This is a genomic window from Paenibacillus sp. NPDC093718 (assembly GCF_050279985.1).
GTDB lineage: Bacteria > Bacillota > Bacilli > Paenibacillales > Paenibacillaceae > Paenibacillus_AQ.
On the sequence record NZ_JBNNUS010000002.1, the window covers coordinates 727,443 to 749,268 of the forward strand.

General features: G+C 51.1%; 18 protein-coding genes. All 18 read right to left on the minus strand.

Annotated features, from left to right (window positions below):
- Nucleotides 1-200: 200 nt before the first annotated feature.
- Entirely contained in the window at nt 201-1,529 is a 1,329-nt protein-coding gene (gene glnA, locus ACQKPA_RS09065) for a type I glutamate--ammonia ligase (RefSeq protein WP_427491409.1), read from the minus strand.
- Nucleotides 1,530-1,589: 60 nt separating this feature from the next.
- Nucleotides 1,590-2,000 carry a MerR family transcriptional regulator gene (locus ACQKPA_RS09070; RefSeq protein ID WP_006209652.1) on the minus strand — a complete coding sequence of 137 codons (411 nt, stop codon included), beginning with the start codon at nt 1,998-2,000 and terminating at the stop codon, nt 1,590-1,592.
- Nucleotides 2,001-2,082: 82 nt separating this feature from the next.
- On the minus strand, nt 2,083-3,336 hold the full coding sequence (locus tag ACQKPA_RS09075) for an aminotransferase class I/II-fold pyridoxal phosphate-dependent enzyme (RefSeq protein WP_427491411.1): 1,254 nt from the start codon (nt 3,334-3,336) through the stop codon (nt 2,083-2,085).
- A gap of 145 nt (nt 3,337-3,481) precedes the next feature.
- A complete protein-coding gene (gene hflX / locus ACQKPA_RS09080) occupies nt 3,482-4,774 on the minus strand; it encodes a GTPase HflX (protein WP_427491413.1) in 1,293 nt (430 codons plus the stop codon).
- A 121-nt stretch (nt 4,775-4,895) separates the two neighbouring features.
- Nucleotides 4,896-5,879 carry an AAA family ATPase gene (locus ACQKPA_RS09085; RefSeq protein ID WP_194542049.1) on the minus strand — a complete coding sequence of 328 codons (984 nt, stop codon included), beginning with the start codon at nt 5,877-5,879 and terminating at the stop codon, nt 4,896-4,898.
- Between the two features lie 82 nt (nt 5,880-5,961).
- Entirely contained in the window at nt 5,962-6,615 is a 654-nt protein-coding gene (locus ACQKPA_RS09090) for a YdcF family protein (protein ID WP_427491415.1), read from the minus strand.
- Nucleotides 6,615-7,172, minus strand: a complete 558-nt coding sequence (locus tag ACQKPA_RS09095; RefSeq protein ID WP_071218240.1) for a DUF402 domain-containing protein — start codon at nt 7,170-7,172, stop codon at nt 6,615-6,617. Before ACQKPA_RS09095 ends, ACQKPA_RS09090 begins: the two co-directional genes overlap by 1 nt.
- Before the next feature lie 99 nt (nt 7,173-7,271).
- Nucleotides 7,272-9,959 carry a PBP1A family penicillin-binding protein gene (locus ACQKPA_RS09100; RefSeq protein WP_427491417.1) on the minus strand — a complete coding sequence of 896 codons (2,688 nt, stop codon included), beginning with the start codon at nt 9,957-9,959 and terminating at the stop codon, nt 7,272-7,274.
- Nucleotides 9,960-10,145: 186 nt separating this feature from the next.
- Nucleotides 10,146-10,385 carry an RNA chaperone Hfq gene (hfq, locus tag ACQKPA_RS09105; RefSeq protein ID WP_071218242.1) on the minus strand — a complete coding sequence of 80 codons (240 nt, stop codon included), beginning with the start codon at nt 10,383-10,385 and terminating at the stop codon, nt 10,146-10,148.
- Between the two features lie 53 nt (nt 10,386-10,438).
- Nucleotides 10,439-11,386: a tRNA (adenosine(37)-N6)-dimethylallyltransferase MiaA gene (miaA, locus tag ACQKPA_RS09110; RefSeq protein ID WP_427491420.1), complete on the minus strand. Its 948-nt coding sequence runs from the start codon at nt 11,384-11,386 to the stop codon at nt 10,439-10,441.
- On the minus strand, nt 11,376-12,155 hold the full coding sequence (locus tag ACQKPA_RS09115) for a class I SAM-dependent methyltransferase (protein WP_427491422.1): 780 nt from the start codon (nt 12,153-12,155) through the stop codon (nt 11,376-11,378). The genes miaA and ACQKPA_RS09115 overlap by 11 nt, the downstream gene beginning before the upstream one ends.
- A 17-nt stretch (nt 12,156-12,172) precedes the next feature.
- On the minus strand, nt 12,173-14,158 hold the full coding sequence (mutL, locus tag ACQKPA_RS09120; RefSeq protein ID WP_427491423.1) for a DNA mismatch repair endonuclease MutL: 1,986 nt from the start codon (nt 14,156-14,158) through the stop codon (nt 12,173-12,175).
- Nucleotides 14,159-14,196: 38 nt separating this feature from the next.
- Nucleotides 14,197-16,965: a DNA mismatch repair protein MutS gene (gene mutS / locus ACQKPA_RS09125; RefSeq protein ID WP_427491425.1), complete on the minus strand. Its 2,769-nt coding sequence runs from the start codon at nt 16,963-16,965 to the stop codon at nt 14,197-14,199.
- A gap of 60 nt (nt 16,966-17,025) precedes the next feature.
- On the minus strand, nt 17,026-18,282 hold the full coding sequence (locus tag ACQKPA_RS09130) for a putative amidoligase domain-containing protein (RefSeq protein WP_427491427.1): 1,257 nt from the start codon (nt 18,280-18,282) through the stop codon (nt 17,026-17,028).
- Between the two features lie 106 nt (nt 18,283-18,388).
- Nucleotides 18,389-18,955, minus strand: coding sequence for an outer spore coat protein CotE (locus ACQKPA_RS09135; protein WP_071218248.1), 567 nt, complete (start codon nt 18,953-18,955; stop codon nt 18,389-18,391).
- 128 nt (nt 18,956-19,083) lie between these two features.
- On the minus strand, nt 19,084-20,064 hold the full coding sequence (locus tag ACQKPA_RS09140; protein WP_427491429.1) for an aromatic acid exporter family protein: 981 nt from the start codon (nt 20,062-20,064) through the stop codon (nt 19,084-19,086).
- A 136-nt stretch (nt 20,065-20,200) separates the two neighbouring features.
- Nucleotides 20,201-21,034: an ABC transporter permease gene (locus ACQKPA_RS09145; RefSeq protein ID WP_427491431.1), complete on the minus strand. Its 834-nt coding sequence runs from the start codon at nt 21,032-21,034 to the stop codon at nt 20,201-20,203.
- Between the two features lie 5 nt (nt 21,035-21,039).
- Nucleotides 21,040-21,813: an ABC transporter ATP-binding protein gene (locus ACQKPA_RS09150; RefSeq protein WP_427491433.1), complete on the minus strand. Its 774-nt coding sequence runs from the start codon at nt 21,811-21,813 to the stop codon at nt 21,040-21,042.
- Between the last annotated feature and the right edge of the window lie 13 nt (nt 21,814-21,826).

Sequence of the window (21,826 nt, forward strand, 5' to 3'; positions counted from 1 at the left end):
CTCCCTTGTTTCATCCACTAAATTCATCCTGCCCCACTACTTTATATGATTTCAACTAAATCTCACAAGCCCTGTTTAAAGCAGCTATCCATTCTTAAATGGGGGCATTTCGGGGGTGAAACAAGAATAGCTATCATTCCACATCATCTGCCCCAAAAAACAAAAACCCCTCACGCCTTACGGCGCAAGGGATTCCTCTATTAATACATGGTAATGTACTGATCGCGTTCCCATTGGTGAACTTGCGTACGGTACATATCCCATTCGATCTCTTTCAGCTCATAGAAGTGAGCCAGCGCATGATCACCGAGTGCATCGGAGATGACTTCGCTGCGGATCAACTCGTTGAGAGCTTCTTTCAGGTTTGCCGGCAAGCTAGGGATGCCTTCCTCAATGCGCTCTTCTTCCGTCATCACATAGATGTTACGGTCAATCGGAGCCGGGAGCGACAGCTCGCGCTTAACGCCGTCCAAGCCTGCTTTCAGCATGACAGCCAGAGCCAGATACGGGTTAGCCGCCGGATCCGGGTTACGCACTTCGATCCGCGTGCTGAGGCCACGGGATGCAGGGATACGAATCATCGGGCTGCGGTTACTTGCAGACCATGCTACGTAGCAAGGTGCTTCGTAACCAGGCACGAGACGCTTGTACGAGTTAACCGTTGGGTTCGTGATCGCGGCAAACGCGCGTGCATGCTTAAGAATACCCGCCATGTAGTTCCGAGCCGTTACGCTCAAGCCGAGCTCATCACTCTCGTCGACAAACGCGTTCTCTCCGCCTTTGAAGAGCGATTGGTTACAGTGCATGCCGGAGCCGTTCACACCGAATAGCGGTTTCGGCATAAATGTTGCGATCAGTCCATGCTGACGAGCGATCGTCTTAACTACCAATTTAAACGTTTGAATCTGGTCAGCCGCTTTAACCGCATCCGCATATTTGAAGTCGATTTCGTGCTGGCCGGGTGCAACCTCATGGTGAGATGCTTCGATTTCGAAACCCATCTCTTCCAGCGTCAGCACGATATCGCGGCGGCAGTTCTCCCCAAGATCCGTAGGCGCGAGGTCAAAGTATCCGCCTTGGTCATTGAGCTCCATGGTCGGGTTGCCTTTTTCATCGGTTTTGAACAGGAAGAATTCAGGCTCCGGACCGACATTCATGGAAGTGAAGCCCATCTCTTCGGCTTCTTTCAGCGCTCTCTTCAGAATGCCGCGCGGATCTCCTGCAAACTGAGTGCCGTCAGGCATGTAGACATCACAGATTAGACGTGCAACGCGATCCTCGGATACCCAAGGGAAAATCATGAAGGTATCCAGGTCCGGGTACAGGTACATATCGGATTCTTCGATCCGTACATAACCTTCGATGGACGAACCGTCGAACATCATTTTATTATCAAGCGCTTTAGGCAGCTGGCTTACTGGAATTTCAACGTTTTTAATCGTTCCAAGCAAATCTGTAAATTGCAAGCGGATAAATCGAACATTTTCTTCTTTGGCAATGCGTAGAATGTCCTCTCTGGTATAACTCACTTTATCCTCTCCTTTTTAAATAAAAACTAGAATGAATGAAGAATTACAGCATGGCAATCCTTATTTATTAAAAAACCGGGATAATTCCCCTTGAATCAATGAAACCTGACCCGGTCTTTTAGCGGTAATCAATTCCTGCTTCAGCAAACGTCGCAACTGGGACTCAGACATCTCACGGCGTCTGTTCTCGGTATCAGGAGTAATGACGGTAGCCTCTTCTGACTCCTTCGTGACAGGGTTCATTACTTGTTTAATGCCGGCGATATTAACACCTTTTTCAATCAAAGCCTTAATCTCTAGCAGTCGCTCCACATCATTGAAGGAAAACAGGCGTTGGTTGCCCGACGTACGGGCTGGGACAATTAAGTTATGCTGCTCATAATAGCGAATTTGTCTGGCAGATAGATCCGTAAGCTTCATAACAATGCCTATCGGAAATAACGCCATATTCCTCCGAATCTCATCACCCATATCTCATCAACCTTCCAAGTGGTCTATTCTGATCCTATTGTACATTTCCTGATCAACCACGTCAACCGCATGTAAGGATAACTCACAACAATTTACGATCTTTCATGCTTTGGAGGGCCATAAGCACACCATATTTAACATGAGAGTAGGTTAAGCCGCCTTGCATATAACCGATATAAGGTGATCGGATCGGCGCATCCGCAGATAATTCGAGGCTTCCTCCCTGAATAAACGTACCTGCCGCCATGATTACGGGATGTTCATACCCAGGCATATCCCAAGGTTCAGGTATCACATGACTATCGACCGCCGCAGCCCGCTGAATCCCTTGAACAAAAGCGATCAGATGATCCGTTCCGGTAAACGATACAGCCTGGATCAAATCGGTTCGCTCATCCTGCCAGCCCGGCTTGGTTGTGAATCCCACCGCCTCAAACATCGCGGCAGCATAAATGCTGCCCTTGACCGCTTGTCCAACCGTGGATGGTGCCAGGAATAACCCCTGATAGATACCTCTGGTCGTTCCCAGCATAGCCCCCACTTCTCGTCCGATGCCGGGAGCAGTCAGCCGATAGGCCGCCTGATCCACATAGGCTGCTTTACCGCATATGTAGCCGCCGGTTTCAGCAATGCCGCCGCCAGGGTTTTTGATAAGCGAACCTGCCATCAGGTCAACGCCGACCTCCGTCGGTTCCAAACGCTCCGTAAACTCACCGTAGCAGTTATCAACGAAAATGATCAAATCCTGGCGTATAGACCTGATCCTACTGACCATGTCACCAATCTGCGATACCGTGAACGAAGAACGCCAATCGTACCCACGGGAACGCTGGATACCGATCACCTTAGTTGAAGGCGTGATGGCCCTCTCTACCCGCTCCCAATCAATCTCCCCTTGTTCTGTTAGCGCAACCTCCTGATAACCGATTCCGAAATCTCGAAGGGACCCGGTGCCGTCCCCGGGTTCGCCAATCACTTTATGGAGGGTGTCATAGGGTCGCCCCGAAATATACAGCAGCTCATCCCCAGGCCTTAACACACCAAACAGTGCTGTTGAGATCGTATGGGTACCGGAAGCAAAATGCGGCCTTACCAGGGCAGATTCAGCTCCAAATACGTCCGCATAGACTTCATCCAGCACTTCACGGCCGCGATCATTGTATGCATACCCGGTGGAAGCCGCAAAATGAAAATCACTCACCTGAAACTTCTGGAAAGCATCGATCACCTTCCACTGATTAAAATCAACAATAGCGTCAATCTCCCGTATACGCTGACCGATTTTTGACTCAATCTCACTGCTCAATTCAAGTATATCTTGCGAAAATCTTGCCATGACTAACTGCTCTCTCCTCTTATACACATGATGTCTCACATCTTAACATATATTTTTGTTGCATAGAACTCATCAACGTCGAGCCGCCCTGAACACGCAATATAAGCCCCTGTACAGGGGCTTATATTGCATTTCCTACCTATGCCTAAGATCCATTCTGAACGTAATCATGAAGCAAATAACCCATTTTCTCATAATCCGCTTTATTGATCCGAACCTCATAGAGGATATCATTCTCTTCAAAAGACTGCTCCAGCACGTCACCGACACGGTATACAACCGAATTCAGATCCCCGCGGTCAGCCGGAATCCGGAACGTCACATTCCCTCCGGACAGCTGGTCCTGAATCGCTTCGCGTACCGTTTCCAAATCCTGATCCTCATACGCGCTGATCTTTAATTGTCCATCCCCCGTCGGCAGCATTTCCAGCTGGCCCGGCTCACATGCATCCTTTTTGTTAAACAGAACGATCTGCGGTTTATCCGCCGCCCCCAGATCCTGAAGGATGGATTGAACGACAGCCATCTGTTCGTCCCGCATAGGCGAAGAAGCATCGACCACATGAAGAATCAGATCGGCTTCGTTGGCTTCTTCCAGCGTCGCACGGAACGCCGCTACCAGATCATGAGGAAGGTTCTGTATAAATCCTACGGTATCCGTAAGGACGACTTCTTTGCCGCTCGGTAGCTCCAGCACGCGCGAAGTGGGATCCAGCGTAGCAAACAATTGATTTTCGATATATACGTCTGCTGCCGTTAACCGGTTCAACAATGTCGACTTGCCGGCATTGGTATAACCGACCAGAGCAACCTGCACGGCCCCGCTCTTCTTCCGGCGCTCCCGATGGAGCGTCCGGTGCCGGGTGACTTCATCCAGCTGCCGCTTTAGGTCGCTGATTCTGTCCCGAATATGCCTGCGGTCGGTTTCGAGCTTGCTCTCCCCCGGTCCGCGTGTCCCGATCCCTGCTCCGAGCCTGGACAGATTCTTACCATGTCCCGACAACCGCGGGAGCAAATAAGTGAGCTGCGCTAACTCCACCTGGATAATCCCCTCACGGGTCTTCGCCCGCTGAGCGAAAATATCCAGTATCAATTGAGTACGGTCGATAATTTTTACATCGAGTGATTCTTCCAAATTCCGAACTTGCGCACCGGATAATTCCTGATCAAATATGGCCGTTGTTGCACCCAAGCCATCAATTGCCATGCGCAGCTCTTCGACCTTTCCCTTGCCGATAAACCACTTGGAATCCGGAACTTCGCGATTCTGCGTAATGACATCCAGCACCTCCACACCAGCAGTTTCAGCAAGCTGAACCAACTCCTGCAGCGAGTGTTCCGGGTTTATTCCCGAGCGTTTGACCGCATCCGTTACCAAACTGACCAAAACGGCTTTATCTTCGATCTCTGTCCGGGTATCATGCGTTATATTTGTCATATAGCCAACTCCTTCTAACATTACGTCTCCTAATTTAACTAACCGCTGCTGCCCGCAATAAACATTATGATCCAAAGAAAGCAGCGTTACCCCTTCATTATGTTCGAAGACAAGCTTAAAATCATTGTATTTTTCCGTTTAACTTAAAGTCCTCCGGCCGCAGGGTCATAAGCTCCAGCTTGCCGGGATTACCGGTCACGTACTGATTCAGCAGCCGAACCGATTGATTCCTTATCGATTTCTCGATGACATTCCTTACATAACGCGCATTACTAAAGGCGTGCAGTCCATGATCCTTCTCCATCTGCAGGTGTTCCTTGAGCTTGCTCAGCGACTGCGGCATCAAGATATAATCCCTCTCCTTCGCCATCAGCTCCGAAATCTGTATCAATTGATCCAGATTGTAATCCGGGAAGTCCATCTGGATCGGAAAACGGGAATACAGGCCGGGATTCGAGTCCATAAAAAAATCAATCTCATCGCTGTAGCCTGCCAGAATAAGAATGAACTGGTTTTTATGATCCTCCATCGCCTTGACCAGCGTATCGATCGCTTCTTTGCCAAAATCCTTCTCGCCACCGCGCGCCAAACTGTAAGCCTCGTCGATGAACAGGATCCCTCCAAGCGCTTTTTTAACCAGCTCTCTGGTTTTTTGTGCCGTGTGACCGATATATTCACCTACGAGATCCGCCCGTTCCACTTCGACCAAATGACCCTTATTAAGCACGCCCATCTTCTGAAACAGCTTTGCCACGATACGGGCGACTGTTGTTTTCCCTGTTCCGGGATTTCCTTTAAAAATCATATGGTACACATGACCGCCGCTTAATAAGCCTGCTTCCGAACGCATCTGGGCCACTTGAAGCAAAGCATAGATTTCAAATACCAGGTCTTTGATTTGTTCAAGACCTACCAGTTGATCCAGCTCTTTCTGTATTTCCTGGAATAGACTGTGCTGGGAAACAGGGTTTGGCGAAGGGGCCGGTTCGCGTTCCGGAACCGCACTGCTGATGAGTGGAGGTTCCGCGCTGCGGAGCACGACATTAATCTGCCTGGATGGCCGTCCTTCAGATCGGCCGTTAGCGGCCGTTACACGCCCGTTCATTGCTCCTCACCTCTTTATCCAAAGGGCTGACTATCTATTCCAATGTATTCTATTTACAGCCTGCTTATTAGAAGTTTCGTCCTCATAGGACACCCATGGCGATTAACAGCCGATCGGCCGTCCATTTCGTATAAGCCAGCACTTCCCTAGACTTATGTTTGGCCATCGGCAAAACGGTAGATTCCGTCAGCGATATAGAAGGACGATCATAACCAAGGGTTGTCGCAACCTCCATCGCCCTGGTCCCGTGATAGTCATGGGTTACTATAATGGCGGTCTTCCACCCATGCTCCTCCATTATTACTTGGCTGAAGAGCAAATTCTCGTAAGTGCTCGTAGCTTCGTTCTCCAGGAAGATTTGTTCCTCGGGTACACCCGCGTCGACCAAGAAATTTCTCATTCCTTCGGCTTCGGTAAATGGATACCCGGGCTTATCAAGGCCTCCTGAAACGATGAATGTATCAAAACGGCCTGCATGGTATTCAACCAGTGCATGCTCAAGCCGTTCGCGAAGCCCAGGACTTGGCTGATCTCCCCACATGGAAGCGCCCAAGATGATGCCGACATCCGCCTTCTCCGACGGACGGCTGACGGCGCTTTCGATCTTCCAATATGCATATCCTGACCATAGCACTCCAAGAACAACGAGAGAGAGCAGGGTAATCATCCCTCTCCGATACCATGCTCTCTTCTTAGTGCCTGCTTGTGGCAGACGCTTATGTATTTCCTGACGCATTATTTCTTCCTCCTGAACTCTCCGTTATGAAATAACTGGTCGCGATGCTTCAGAGACATCATAAAGTAAGGGAATTCATGCGCGTCGATGGCCCGAAGCAGATTCCGCGCGGTCACCTTGGCAAGCCTGTAATCATCCCGGGTAATGTCATTCCGCCCTAAGGCATCCTCAAGCTCATCTTCATCCAGCAAGAACACTTCACCATTCTTGACGACAACAACGTCCAAATACAGATCATCAAACCAAGGGACACCCTGATCCGTTACCCCTTGTTTCTTGCAAATATCGATGTACCATTGAACAATATTTCGTTTGTCATCAAACATGGCTGTCACGATGAAATGGCTGTCCTTCGGATAATACTGCAGCCATGAATAACCTTTGTCCGCGATTCGGTAAGTATGACGGCCATACGTCTTCCACAACGGTTCTTTCAGGCCATATATGGTATATAACGTGAGATACCCTGTAAATTGCTCACATTCCACATACCGGGAAGTGAAGTGCCGGCGGGTGATACGGCGCCAATTCGCCCGATCTCCGAATTTACGTTTCATGGAACTTTTCCTCCCCATTCGTATTCCCAGCTTACCACATTTGGGTTTCACACTCAAAACAAAGAAGCCTCCGCAATCATGCGGAGGCTTTCAAATTCATTATGGGCTGTCCTGGGACTCGTCAGATCCGTCAACCGGATCGGACGGCTCCACAATGGTTCCCGGTACCGTAGGAATATTGCCCGAATCGGTGTCGGTTCCTCCAGTGCCTGTGTCGCCATTGTTAGATCCATCTCCTGAGCCATCCGATCCATCGCCAGGAATTTGACCATCTTGGCCATTCCCGGCTCCGTTCCCATTGTCAGGTGGGTTCGTTCCATTACCATTCCCGTTCCCATTGCCTGGGCCTTCACCATTCCCATTGCCTGGCTCGCCATTCCCGTTGCCATTCCCGTTGCCATTTCCGTTCCCGTTACCATTCTCATTTCCAGGAGGGAACTCGTTGCCTGCTCCGTTGTCACCTTCATCGACCGGAGGCGGTTCCTGAATGTCCCCCGGATCGGGTTCCAGATCTTCAGGCGGCAATTCCTCGGAAACAGCCACGATTTGCAAAATGTTCGAAGGTTCCGACTCGTCGCCGGTTGATGGATCGAAGGCTGTCACGTAATAATCGTAAGTCAATCCTTCCATCGCACTCATATCCTCTATGGCGGTTCCTCCCAAGGAATCGAGAATGCGGGCGTATTCCGATTCCGACGTTTCCTTACGGTACACGCGGTATTGAATGTTGCCTTGAACCGGATTCCAGCTCAGTGATACAGTCTGAGTCTCCCCATTATATGAACCCGTCAAACCGCTGACTGGGGTTAAGGACGGTTCTTCTTCGACAGGCGGCTGTACCGGCTCGGTATTCGGGAAGCTCTTCGCTTCATAGCCCTGAACCGCCTTCTCCATCACTTTGCCCCATAAGGAAGCCGAGATCGAACTGCTTCGTTTCAGCAGATGCTGCCGGTCAGGGTTATCATAACCCATCCATACAGCTGCCGTTAACTCCGGCGTATATCCGACAAACCATACGTCGCGGTTTGAGCTGACGCCCTTATAACCGCTCTGCGTGGTTCCGGTCTTACCGGCTACCGGACGGCTGATTCGAGCATTTCTACCCGTTCCATCCTCTACGACGCGCTTCATCATGTCTGTCATTTGCGAAGCCGTCGATTCGCTCATTACGCGTTTCCCTTTGCTGCCTTTATTCTCAAACACAACCTTGCCTTTGTTATCTTTAATCTGTTTGATCGCAAAAGCCTCTTTAAATTCTCCGCCATTGGCAAAGGCGCTGAAAGCTTGTGCCATCTCGAATGTGTTCGTTCCGGTATCCATGCCGCCGAGGGCCAGGGATAAGTTCGCATCGCCTTCGGTCATCTTGATGCCGAGACTCTGAGCAAACTCGAATCCGGCTTTTACGCCGATTTGGTTCAACAGCCATACGGCCGGAATGTTCTCGGAACGCTGAATCGCTTCCGGCATGCCAATCGTCTCCGAATATCCGTGCAGGTTATTTGGGCAATAATTGGCGCCAAAACATTGCTTTTTATTACTCAATCTGGAGTCCTTCGTAAACTTCCCAGATTCAAGCGCCGGTGCATACGATACAATCGGCTTCAAGGCGGATCCCGGCTGACGACGGCTGTCGGTAGCCCGGCTGAACCCGCCGCGCGTATATTCCCGTCCACCGGACATCGCGACGATACCACCGGTTTCCTGGTTTATGATGACCATAGAACCTTCAACCGGCACGTCATCCGGACTTTCTTCAAAGTTTGCCGGATTCTTGAACTCTTCTTCCATTGCCGTCTGGGCATTCACGTCCATCGTGGTGTAAATCTGATAACCGCCAATGTTAACATCGTCCTCGGTGAGGCCCCACTTCTCTTCTGCCTCTTCCATGACATAATCGATAAACGCTGTATATTTCTGCTGTCTTTCAGGCGGTGTATAAGCATAGTCCACTTTCTTGGCTTCCGCTGCCTCTTCGGCCGTGATATACCCCTGCTGTTCCATCAGAGTCAATACGACAGCGCGACGCTCCTTGGAAAGGTCGGGATTCTTTAGCGGATTATAGCGGGACGGCCCTTTCGGCATCGCCGCAAGCGTCGCCATTTCCCATAGCTTCAAATCATTCAGATCCGACTTGCCGAAATAACGCTCGGATGCGGCTTTAATGCCGTAATAAGGTCCCCCGAAGTTAATCCGGTTTAAATACATCTCGATAATTTCCTGTTTGGTGTGTTGACGCTCAAGCGCCAGCGCGATCGACATTTCCGTCGCCTTCCGGAAGAAGGTTTTATCCCTGGTCAGGAATATATTCTTCGCCAGCTGCTGCGTGATCGTACTTCCGCCTTCGACCATGGAACGGGCCATGATATCCTTCACGGCTGCACGGCCGATCGACCACATGTCCACGCCGTTGTGCTCCATGAACCGTTTATCTTCAGTTGCAATGAATGCTTGTATCAATTTCTCTGGAATATCCTCATACTTCACAGGATCGCTCTTCTGGAGGGATAGTTCGCCCATCAGCGTGCCGTTGCGATCATATACCTTGGAAGTACCGTAAGCGGTCAATTTATCCTGATTCTGTTCCAGCAGCTTTTCACCGCTGATCAGGATGAACAAATAACCTGCAAGCGCACAGAAGATCGCAATGACGGCCGTGAAAAACAACGCCCATGCTATTCGCTTTCCCTTGCCCTTTTTCTTCTTCGCATTCGGTTTCGTGGTTTTGGATGTCTTCGAGTTGTCTTTGTTTTTATTCAACCGTGACATCTGATTATCTTTTCCAGCCATTTGTCCCCCTCCTTACTCCCTTGCGGGATCAAGCCTTCTGACTTTGAGTCATGCCTCGGAAAGAAAAGAACAACCTTCTCAGGTTGCTCTCTGCACTCCTTATAAGCTAAACGAATTATAAACCAAAAAGTTTCAAATTAATCAGTTGACGGTATGATTCTGCTCTTTATAAAACCATTCTAAAATCTATTGATCGCTGCTGTTATCCTGCATCAGGGACACGTTACGCTGCGGCATGAACGTGGAGATAGCATGCTTGTACACCATTTGCTGACGGCCGTCGCTGTCAATCACGATGGTAAAGTTGTCAAAAGCTTTGATCGTTCCACGGATCTGAAAGCCGTTTGTAAGGTATACCGTGGCCGGAATGTTCTCTTTGCGCAGTTGGTTCAAGAACGTGTCTTGGATGTTAATGGACTTGTTCATTAGCCGTACCCCCAATGGTTCATTTAGATTGTTTTGAAAATATATTCAAGATTTCAGTGAAACTTTCCTGCTATTATAGCACGGATTTTTTGATAGTTTGCAGAAAAATTTCCCGAGTCGGTGACGTCTACCCACTCGATGTCCTTCATGTGGCGAAACCAAGATAGCTGCCGCTTAGCGAATCGGCGTGTATCGCGCTTGAGCAGCACAACGGCCTCCTCGTAGCTGAATTCTCCGCTAAGGTACGAAACGATTTCCTTGTAACCCAGCCCTTGCATGGATACAAGTCCCGGAGCGAACCCTTTGTCCATGAGCGCCGCCACCTCATCAACAAGTCCCTGGCTCAGCATAAGATCAATTCGCTCTTCAATACGGTTATATAGCATTTGCCTGTCCATTGTCAAACCGACCAAGCATAAGTCATAGGGAGATTGCTTGGTTTGAGGCGCCAGCTGGGCCGAAAGTGGTACGCCGGTCATATGGTATACTTCCAAAGCACGAACGACACGACGTAGGTCATTAGGGTGAAGCCGCTCGGCCGTTTCAGGGTCAACCTCTGCCAATTTTTGATGAAGGGCCTCGGCTCCGTGTTCAATGGCATAGCGGAACTGCTCTTCCCGAAAAACTTCATCCGCTCCGGTCTCGCTAAACTGATAGCCGTAGCACACCGACTCCACGTAAAGGCCGGTTCCGCCAACAATGAACGGAAGTTTTCCCCGCTGCGTGATCTCCGTAATGAGCCTTTGGCTCTGCTCTTGAAATTCGGCTACCGAATAGGGGTGATCGGGCTCGTGAATGTCAATGAGATGGTGGGGGATGCCTTCCATTTCTTCGGCGGAAATTTTGGCTGTTCCGATATCCATTCCCCGGTATACCTGCATCGAATCGCCGGAGATAATCTCACATTCGAATTCCTTCGCAATTTCAATGCTCATTTTGGTTTTACCTACAGCTGTCGGTCCTATAAGAACAAGCAGCTTCGGTTTGGTTTCAACTGTCAATGGAAATCACTCCGTACGTTATTTTCGATTTTCCCCGTTCAGGCAATGTAAAGCCAAGCCGTTCAAACTCTCCGCTGGATCGCGCTTCCTTCATGACAACGGTTTTGCGCGCGACCCTGACCGCTTCTCTCACACTTTCCATTTCCAGCGGCTCCCCGTTTGCATAATGTCTCAGAGGATGGATGGAAGCCGATTCGGCGATCGGTTCACGGAACATCGGATCAAAATAAACAATGTCTACGCTCCGGTCCGGCAGCGACTTCAAATAATCCAGGTGATGACTGTGCCTGACCTCGATTCGTCTCATCGCCTGATCACTGGCCTCCAGATGGCTTTCATAGGTCCGAAGCCCTTCTTTCAGCAGCGCATACAAGGGAAGTGAGCTTTCCAGAGCAGTGATCCGACTGTTCGCGCCGCCCTTGCCCGAAAATACCAGGGAGTCGGCTCCAAGCCCCGCCGTACAATCCAGTACAGAATCCCCTTCCTCCATTCCGGAAGCCTCCAGCATGGGATCGGGTTTTCCGCTCAGTACGCGTTTCAATCGGACAAACCCCATACTCGGATGAAATTCCATGACCGAGCCGTCCGGTCCGATTAGACGTACATGTCCGTTCAGTACAACCAACACGTCGTCATCTCCGAACCTGCGTGCTAATTTTCGCAATGAATGACCGCCGCGCTGGACATAACGGCAGCCGGTTTCCCGGGCTAAACGTTTCGCGCGCTCCACAATGTCCGGCGCTTCCGCTTCTCCAGTTGTTATAATCATGAAGGTCCTCCTTGCTGTTACATAACGCGCTTAAACATTTTCTCCAAATCATATGCCGAGAACGAAACCACGATCGGTCGTCCATGCGGACATGTGTATGGCTGCCGGCAGGCGCCCAAACGCTGAATCAACGTCATCGCCTCCTGCTCCGTCAGCTTCTGATTGGCTTTGATGGAAGCCTTGCAGGAACACATGATCGACGAAGTTTCTCTCAGCTTGGCGATATCGATATTGCGTTCGCTCAGCACCCATTCAGCCATCTCTTCGATAATAGCCTTCTCGTCGCCCTTGGGGAACCAGAACGGATGGGAACGTACCAGGAAGGTATGACCGCCAAAAAACTCCATATACACGCCAACCTTCTCAAACCAGTGCAGCCGTTCCTTCACCTTCTCCGATTCCGAGGGCGTAAATTCCAGCGTAATCGGCAGCAGCAGCTCCTGGGATGCGTCTGCCGGGTTGCCAAACTGTTCGTAGTAATATTCGTAGTTAATCCGCTCATGCGCGGCATGCTGATCAATCAGGTACAGCCCGGTATCATTCTGCGCTATGAGATAAGTACCGTGATGCTGGCCGATAAGCGTAAGCTCCGGAAATGGCGGAATCTCAGGAGCCGGTCCTGAGGCTGCCTGCAGCCACTCCTTCGTTACGGCAGGAATTCCGCCATTCCCCCTGGTCTCATTGCGGTAATCACTGCGGTAAGAAGAAGCTGCTGCCGTTTCCCGCATTTGCGAGGTGGCAGATGTACCTGCTGTTCCAGCCCCATAAGCGTGCTTGAAATCCGGCTCAGACTGGGTGAAGACCTGCCCCTCCGGCCATGTCGACGCAGGCGGTGCCTTGAGAGGCATGTTTCCGCCAGTTGAAGGCTCGCCGCTTCCAGAGATCGCGATATCCCGTTCATTCCCCCTGCCGGTCGCCGAGGCATGGCTTTGCGCAGGAGAAAATTGCAGCTGTTCCTGGATATAGGCGTTGTCGCTTTTGCCAATATTTTGTTTGGCCGGACGCGGAATAAGGATTTCCTGCTGCAGCACCTTGCGAATCTCTTCCTCCACCATAGCGAACAGCTCCTGCTCTTTACTGAACCGCACTTCCAACTTGGATGGATGCACATTCACATCAATCAACGAGGGGTGCATGGATAACTGAATGACAACGAGTGGAAACCGGTTGATTGGCAGCAGCGTATGATAACCTCTCAAAATCGCCTGCATCAAACCGTAGTTCCGAATATACCTCCCATTAATGATAAGCGACATGCCGTTACGGTTTGCCCGGGTATAATCCGGGCGGCTGATATATCCGCTTAGCGTGTAGTCCATATTCTCCGCTTCAAACGGCAGCATCGCTTTGGCCGATTGGGTACCGTATATGGCCGCAATGACCTGAAGGGCATCGCCGTTGCCCAGCGTCTGCAGCAGCGAGTTTCCATTGTGCCTGAGCGTAAAGGCAATATCCGGCCGGGAAAGGGCCAGACGATACATATAATCGGATATGTGCCCCAGCTCGGTTTGGATCGTTTTCATATATTTCAGCCTTGCCGGCGTATTGAAGAACAATTCCTTCACGAGAAAATCCGTTCCTCGGGGTGCAGCCGTTTCTTCGTTCACGCGCAGATGACCGCCTTCAATTTCGATCACCCGTCCGCGGCCATTCTGAGCATTGGATGTAACCAGACGCACCTTGGATACGGCCGCAATGGATGGCAGGGCTTCGCCCCTGAACCCAAGGCTGGTGATTTGAAACAGATCGCGGCCTTCAGCGATTTTGCTGGTCGCATGGCGGTAAAAAGCCGTCTCGCAATCCTCCGGATCAATGCCGGCGCCGTTATCCGTTACGCGAATGCTGTCCAGTCCGCCTTCTTCGACCGTTACGTCAATCTTGGTGCTCCCGGCATCAATGGCGTTCTCGACTAGCTCCTTCACAACGGAGGCAGGCCGCTCCACCACCTCACCGGCAGCAATCTGGTTTGCAATATGCTCGTCCAAAATCCGAATAATCCCCATCGTTCCTACCTCCGTTTCATTTCATCCCCATGCTAAGATCACATATCCTTTGCTTGATGCTTCAGGTCATTTAGGAACTGCATGGCCTGAAGCGGCGTCATATTCATCACGTCCGCGCCTTTAACGGCATCTATGAGGCTCTTGACGGCAGGATCTTGAAGAGCTTCCTGAGCCATGGAATGCTGATCCTTTCCAGGCTTAACACTAGGTTCAGGCACTTCCTCCTCGCCAAAAATGGAGAGCTGCACCACGCCGCCCTTCTGGCCGGCGCCGCTCAAGCTTTCGGTATACGACATCATATTTTCACGAACCTCATGTACAGCTCCAGGTCCGTTTCTTCTCTCATCGGAAGGAGCTGCGGCTGCTGGCTGCTCGCGCTGCATCACAATCCCTTGCTCCGATGCCACCGCGGCCAGCGAGGCCATCTCCAGGCCCTGCAGCAGCCCATAGGCTCGGTCAATAATACTGCCGGGTAAACCTGCCAATCTCGCACAGTAAATGCCGTAGCTGCTATCAGCCGCGCCAGGGATCAGCTTGCGGAGGAAATGCACTTTGTCTCCGCTTTCCTGAACCGCCATGGAATAATTTTTGAGACCGCCAAGGCTTTCCTGAAGATGGGCGAGCTCATGGAAATGCGTTGATACCAATGCCTTACAGCCGATATGGTCATGCACATACTCAATCACGGCTTGCGCGATCGCCATGCCTTCACTCGTTGATGTACCGCGTCCCAGCTCGTCAATGATAATCAGGCTGCGGGGCGTTGCTTTTTCCGTCATGACTTGAATATCCGCCATTTCCACCATGAAGGTGCTCTGGCCGCCGATCAGATCGTCTGCCGCTCCGATGCGGGTAAAGATACGGTCCACCAGCGGGATAACCGCACGCTCTGCCGGAACAAAGCAGCCCATCTGGGCCAAAATCGATAACAAGGCAACCTGGCGCATGTACGTGCTTTTTCCAGCCATATTCGGACCGGTAATAAGCAGGATCGAGGAGCCTTCCTTGCGTAAATCCGTCCCGTTCGCGATAAACGATGAATCCTTCATGACGGCTTCAACGACAGGATGACGACCGCCTTCAACGATATAATCATAGCCTTCGCTCAGCTCCGGCTTCACGAACCGGTATTCCGCGCTGACCGCGGCCAACGATTGATAGACGTCAATCTCGGCAATGCGCTCAGCGAGCTTTTGGAGACGGCTCACTTGGGTATTCAGCTTGTCCCTGAGCTCGGTAAAGAGAGCGTACTCCAGATCCACCATCTTCTCCTGGGCCTCGAGGATCAGGCCTTCCTTCTCCTTGAGCTCGGGCGTGACATAACGCTCCGCGTTCGCCAGCGTCTGCTTGCGTTCGTACCGGCCTTCCGGCAGGGACGCCAGATTGGACTTCGTCACCTCGATATAATAGCCGAACACCTTGTTGTAGCCGATCTTCAGCGACTTGATTCCCGTAGCCGCACGTTCCTTGGCTTCCAGCTCCGCGATCCAGCGTTTGCCGCTGGTGCTCGCTTCACGAAACTCATCCAGCCGCTCGTGATAGCCCGGTTTAATGATGCCTCCGTCACGCACGGATACCGGCGGTTCATCAACAATCGCATTCTCGATCAGTTCACACAGATCGTCGCAAATATCCGTATCCGCAGCCACCCGGCGCAGCGTCTCGGAAGCAGACTGGGCACACAGCTCTTTCAGGGAAGGAATTTGTCTTAATGACAGCTTGAGCGCGTTCAAATCCCGTCCGTTCGCGCTGCCGAACGCAATCCGGCCGACCAACCGCTCCAGATCGTATATCTCTTTAAGCGCCATCCGCAAATCTTCACGCAGTATGTACTGGTTATACAAATGCTCAACAGCCTCCAGCCGCTCTTCAATCCGGCTGCGGGACAGCAGCGGTTTATCGATTCTCCGCCGCAGGAGTCTGGCTCCCATCGAGGTTTCCGTGCGATCCAGAAGCCACAGGAGCGAACCTTTCTTCGAACGCTCACGAACCGTCTCAACCAGTTCCAGGTTGCGTCTGGTGAACGGATCCAGCACCATGTATTGGCCCGGTTCATAGGAAGCAATCTGCGTCAGCTGCCCTAGCGACCGCTTCTGCGTCTCGCTTAAATACGAGATCAGCACGGATATACAGGCTCTTCGCTCCTCTTCCAGGCGGGCCCAAGCCGGTTCACCGAACTGGGTGCGAACCAAGGCATCCTCCCTACGATCCCATGCCGTATAAACGATGTTGCGGCTGCCTGGAAGCGCCTGAGATGAAATGATATCAAGAAGCGCCGCGTCCCCAATAATCTCGGAAGGCTCATAGAGGCCGATCTCATCCCGCAGCCATTCCTCCGAAGATGGTACTGACGTCACATAAAGCTCCCCGGTTGACAGATCGCATGCCGATAAAGACATCAAGCCGCCCGCTTCCGTAACACACACCATGTAATTGTTCGATTTGTCGTGCACAACCTTGCCGTCCATGATGGTCCCCGGCGTGACGACCCGAACGATTTCACGCCGCACCATGCCTTTGGTGACTGAAGCATCCTCCATCTGTTCGCAGATGGCGACTTTGTACCCCTTCTCAATCAACCGCTGAATATAACCCTCCGCGGAATGATAAGGGACTCCGCACATCGGTATTTTCTCTGCACCGCCGCCCTCGCGGCCGGTCAGCGTAATTTCCAATTCCTTCGATGCGAGGATCGCATCATCAAAAAACATTTCGTAAAAATCGCCTAAGCGGAAAAAAAGAAACGCATCGCGCGCTTGTTCTTTAACCTTCAAATATTGTTCAATCATCGGCGTATATTTAGCCATGACGTACCTCCATTACCTTCTAGCTTGACCTCCATTATAACAGAAATTGACCGCAAGGCATTACGGCTTGAGCGGAATATTCCACAGCGGCCTGATATCTCTGCTCTCATCCCAGGCCCGCCCCGCTTCCATGTGAGCAAGCGCCCTTTCGATTTCACGAGCAAAGTCCGAATATTCCGGCAGTGCTGATAAATCCCTGTGCCAGCCTGCGATACATTCTTTAAGCACGGACTTGTCACCTTCGTAATAGGCGCGGTGGTAACGCTCCGTATTGAATGGCCTCGCCAGCAAACGGTCGCTGTATCGAGCTGCCAGGTAGGCAACATACAGTGACACCTTCGCGACAAGCGGCGAAACGAGAAAGCTGGGAAGCGTACGGTATTCAAACCCGCCATACGGCTGCCTCCGAAAATCCCCCAGGAAACCATAACGTGGTCTGCGAAGACGCCCCTTGGGGTCTTCGAGCAGCGCCAGCGGCAGAGCCAGATAATTATCCAGCGTCTGAAGAAGGGACAGGGAGAGCGGTACTCCGCTGAAGTGAATATGACCGCCTAGCGGAAAATCACCATAAGGCAGCGCTCCTGCCCTCCATGTCAGTGAGTGATCGGTAATCAGGCTCTGGGCTTGACGCAGAGCTTTTTGCATTTCAATCATTAACGCCTTCGGATTCGCTCTCGGTAACGGCCTGAGCTCGGCAATGGGGTAAATGACCTCCCCCCGAAAACGAACAGCGTCACTGCCGACCGACCCGCCGCGCTCCATAAATTCGGATGCAAACACAATCTCCCCGTTATCCTTCATCAGCACAAACTCGGGATCCATTCCCATGAGCAATGGCGGAGTCAAAGGGGACTCACTGTCTTTGTTCATTGTGTGATTACCTGCCGCCCGTTGGCCTTTGGCACTCATGACCGTTTTATTCCGGCCCGCTTTCATTCGGATGTCCTCGACTACATATCTTCGCCCGGGCCGGGTATTAATGATAACCTCTCCTTCATCCACACCCAGCGTATACAACGACCGCAGGGCAGCTTTCTCCAATCTCCGATGCAGACCATCCTCATACCTCCCGTTCTCGGGGTCAGGCTCAAACATTACTTCACTGCCGCCGAGCTGATAGGAGCGAATCGAGACTGCAGACAGCTGCTCAACATGGACGGCGTACCTAGCCGTGTAATGCTTTTCCTCAACCGAGCTCAAGCCCAGGAGGGACGGTATCCCGGATCTGGACAGACGTGCTTGCGCGAGGAGCACAGCAGCTCCCTTCAACGGTACATATTCTTTTACAGCAGCTGGTTTTACTTTAAATTGAGCCATCTCCTAGTCCCCCTGTAAAAAAAATAAAAAAGAGGGCATCCGCCCTCCGCAAAGCTGCCCTCACTGCATATGCTAAGATTAGAATCATTCCTACAGGAGGGTTATCTTACAGTTCATCCTCCAGACCTTCGTAATCAAGGTCTTCGTAATCATCGACTTCATCTCCCAGGACGTAATCGAATTCTTTGTCCTCGTAATCGCCATGATGATGGCTGCATACTTTGACGACGACCTTGGTTTCGGCAATCAGCTCCACCGCGTACTCTCTCTCTACCCGCAGAATGACACTCGTGCCATTCGAGGATACGCTGGCCTCAACGCAGCTCGGCTCCTGTGTCGCTTCAGCCGACACTTCAACCGTGGATGCACGATGCTTCGGATCCAGATAGGAAAGAGGCACGCGTTCTACATACGATACCGTTTCTTTCGCCACATCGGTCTGTGAATTTTTGTCATAGGAATACCAGATGTTAACATCGTAAGTACCAATAACTTCAATTCCGTCTCCGGCGGCAACCGCCTCGTATTGATGGTTTATAATCCAAGCCCCCAAAATACTGGTCGGATTATTAGGCGGAGTCACGGTATGTGTTACGGTAGAGAATTTACGACCCTTGCCGCAGATCGCCTTCGTGATGATTTCTCTACATTGGTGTTTATGACTCAATGACATCTTCGAACCTCCTCCATACAATCATTCCATACATGTGTATGCAAGACATGGGCGAATGTTGAATGAAGTGGTCCAAATAAATTCATATGATGCTAAAAATATCAGATTTTTTTTTGCAAATCCCAGAGCTATACGGCCGAATCCGCGCGCTTCTGCGGTTTTTTCGCCGTGGGCGCCTTATACTTCTTTGAAATATTTAAATAGTATTCCAGCTCATGGCATAGCTGCAGGATCGCGGACCGGACCTCGAATTCTTCGCGGGTCGTTGGCAGTTCCATCTCCTTGAACCTGTCCTCCAGCTCAATCAGCAGTCCTTCGGACTTGCCCGTATATCCTTCGGCAACAACATCCTTGCTTAATTGATCGAATATTTCCGCCGTAAGCACACCGTGAGGAAGCCGCTCATACACCTGGGATATTTGATGCATCATGCTCTGGATATTCTCCATCTGTTCCTTCCGCATATAAAAATAGATGTTCCAGGAGCCGTCCGGATGAATCATCTGGTTCTCCGATGCCCGCTTCGCTTCCTCAATTCCTTTCTCAATCTGCCGGTTGGCCTCAATCAGTTCTTTACCGTCCCATATATGTTCAGGATCCCGAAGCGTAAGCGAGAAGTGACGGAAAATGACGGAGAAGAGCCCGTCCACCTTCTGGCGGATCTCCATCATCGCTCCCTCGCTGTTCGGCATATAAACCAGGTTCACAAGCATGGCCGATCCAAGACCGATAATCAACAGTTCAATTTGGGTGAGCAAAATGTCCACCCCGATCTCTTCCCCCTGGAACACCCGAAACACCACGACCGAGCTGGTTACGATGCCTTCCTTGAAGTTCGCCTTCGAAATCGCGGGAAATGCAAGCAATATGTATAGAGCCAATACCCAATAATGAAATCCGAGAAAATAAAATAGAATACACGCCAGCACCAGACCCAGCAATGAAGCGAACAATCTGGACGATATGGAGATCACACTCCGTTTTCGCGTGACGTCAACGCCAAGTATAGCAAGAAGACCGGCGGACGTAGCCCCCGGTATGTTCAAGGCATCTGTAATTAAGATGGCAAGCAGACTTGCCGCAGCCGTTTTGATGACACGAAATCCCATGTGATGAAGAGCCTCCAGGCGAGTTGATGATGGCTATATATGTTTCCTTTGATGTGACCACATATATAAGGTATCTTCATCCTAGCTTATTTTTATGCCATAAACAACCATGCCTGGGGGCAATAGACCAAGCCCATTAACGATGAGTCAGCAATTTCCTTTCTATATATACCACCATTTGATACATGGCTGTAGCCACAACGGCGATTATGAGCAGACTCGACAGCACAAGCGTGAAATTAAATACCTGAAACCCGTACATAATCAAGTAACCGAGACCCGATTTGGCGACCAGAAATTCGCCGACGATGACACCGACCCACGCCATACCCACATTGACCTTGAGCGTTGATACGATCGCCGGATACGAAGCTGGCAAAATAACCCGCTGAAACACCTGGCGCTTGGTTCCGCCGAACGTCCGGACGACCTTGATCAGATTGGAATCCACCTCATGAAAACTGTTGTACACAACAAGCGTGGTCACGATGACCGTGATGGATAACGTAGTGACGACAATAGCGGTAAACCCCGCACCAAACATCACGATAAATATGGGACCCAGCGCTACTTTCGGCATACTGTTGAACACAACCATATAAGGGTCCAGTACTTTGTTGAGAAACGGTGACCACCAGATCAAAACGGCCAGCAGCGTGCCTACCAGCGTGCCGAGCAGAAATCCGACAACCGTCTCCCCTACCGTGATCCCCAAGTGCCCCCATAACTCGCCGCTGATCATATTCCCCCATATGTTGGCAAAGATTTTGGTGGGATAGCTGAAGAGCAACACGTCAATCCATTTGAATCTGCCCGCCGCTTCCCACCAGATAAAGAACAACAGCAGCAAGCTAAGCTGAACGGTCAGCACGCGTGTGCGTATGCTTTTCTTTTGCCTCATGTGTTTTACATAAATATCCTGGAGCCAGCCCTTCGAAGAAGAAGCAGAAGGCTCATTCCTTGATGTCATAGGCTTCACTCCTTCCCGATCGTTTGCATTTCGCCCCAGATCTCATGAAACAATTCGTTGAACCCTGGCTCCTTACGAGCATAAAAAGGCTGTACCCGACGTATGTTCTCAGGAATATTGAACATCCGGTGAACCCTCCCCGGGTTGCGGTTCAGGAGGATGACCCGATCGCTCATCGCAATGGCTTCGGACAAATCATGGGTCACCAGGATGGCGGTCTTCCCGCGCTCCTTCAAGGTATCTACGATCAGATCCTCAAGCTGGAGCTTCGTCTGATAATCCAGTGCAGAGAAAGGTTCATCTAACAGCAGCAGACCCGGGTCCGTCGCCAAGGTCCTTACGAGTGCAACCCGCTGTCTCATTCCGCCTGACAGCTGGGCGGGATAGAGGTTGCCGCTGTCCCCAAGGCCCATCTCCTTGAGCAAACTCTGTACGATACCGCGACTTTCCGGATTCAACCGCTCCGTCAGTTCCAAGCCGATCAAGGCGTTATCCATAATGGTGCGCCAAGGAAATAAATAGTCCTGCTGCAGCATGTATCCGACCACCGGCGACGGCCCGTTTACCGGTTTACCGTTCACATAGGCGGCTCCTTTGGATGGCTGCAGCAAGCCGGCAATGACAGACAAAATCGTTGTCTTGCCGCAGCCGCTAGGCCCAACCAGGCTGATGAACTCTCCCGCTTCCACCTTCAATTGAATCCCTTCCACAGCCAGAGAGGCTTCCCGATCCGTGACATATACGTGAGCGATATCGTTCAATTCAACTACCGGTACCATTGGTGCTCTCTCC

Bases quoted from the DNA above. Each gene is read 5' to 3' on its own strand.
- mutS (WP_427491425.1), bottom strand. From the start codon at position 16,965: ATGGCTAAATATACGCCGATGATTGAACAATATTTGAAGGTTAAAGAA.
- hflX (WP_427491413.1), bottom strand. From the start codon at position 4,774: ATGACAAATATAACGCATGATACCCGGACAGAGATCGAAGATAAAGCC.
- ACQKPA_RS09140 (WP_427491429.1), bottom strand. From the start codon at position 20,064: ATGGGATTTCGTGTCATCAAAACGGCTGCGGCAAGTCTGCTTGCCATC.
- ACQKPA_RS09090 (WP_427491415.1), bottom strand. From the start codon at position 6,615: ATGCGTCAGGAAATACATAAGCGTCTGCCACAAGCAGGCACTAAGAAG.
- ACQKPA_RS09145 (WP_427491431.1), bottom strand. From the start codon at position 21,034: ATGACATCAAGGAATGAGCCTTCTGCTTCTTCTTCGAAGGGCTGGCTC.
- mutL (WP_427491423.1), bottom strand. From the start codon at position 14,158: ATGGGGATTATTCGGATTTTGGACGAGCATATTGCAAACCAGATTGCT.
- ACQKPA_RS09135 (WP_071218248.1), bottom strand. From the start codon at position 18,955: ATGTCATTGAGTCATAAACACCAATGTAGAGAAATCATCACGAAGGCG.
- ACQKPA_RS09130 (WP_427491427.1), bottom strand. From the start codon at position 18,282: ATGGCTCAATTTAAAGTAAAACCAGCTGCTGTAAAAGAATATGTACCG.
- ACQKPA_RS09075 (WP_427491411.1), bottom strand. From the start codon at position 3,336: ATGGCAAGATTTTCGCAAGATATACTTGAATTGAGCAGTGAGATTGAG.
- ACQKPA_RS09095 (WP_071218240.1), bottom strand. From the start codon at position 7,172: ATGAAACGTAAATTCGGAGATCGGGCGAATTGGCGCCGTATCACCCGC.
- ACQKPA_RS09115 (WP_427491422.1), bottom strand. From the start codon at position 12,155: ATGATTATAACAACTGGAGAAGCGGAAGCGCCGGACATTGTGGAGCGC.
- ACQKPA_RS09070 (WP_006209652.1), bottom strand. From the start codon at position 2,000: ATGGGTGATGAGATTCGGAGGAATATGGCGTTATTTCCGATAGGCATT.
- ACQKPA_RS09150 (WP_427491433.1), bottom strand. From the start codon at position 21,813: ATGGTACCGGTAGTTGAATTGAACGATATCGCTCACGTATATGTCACG.
- ACQKPA_RS09100 (WP_427491417.1), bottom strand. From the start codon at position 9,959: ATGGCTGGAAAAGATAATCAGATGTCACGGTTGAATAAAAACAAAGAC.
- hfq (WP_071218242.1), bottom strand. From the start codon at position 10,385: ATGAACAAGTCCATTAACATCCAAGACACGTTCTTGAACCAACTGCGC.
- ACQKPA_RS09085 (WP_194542049.1), bottom strand. From the start codon at position 5,879: ATGAACGGGCGTGTAACGGCCGCTAACGGCCGATCTGAAGGACGGCCA.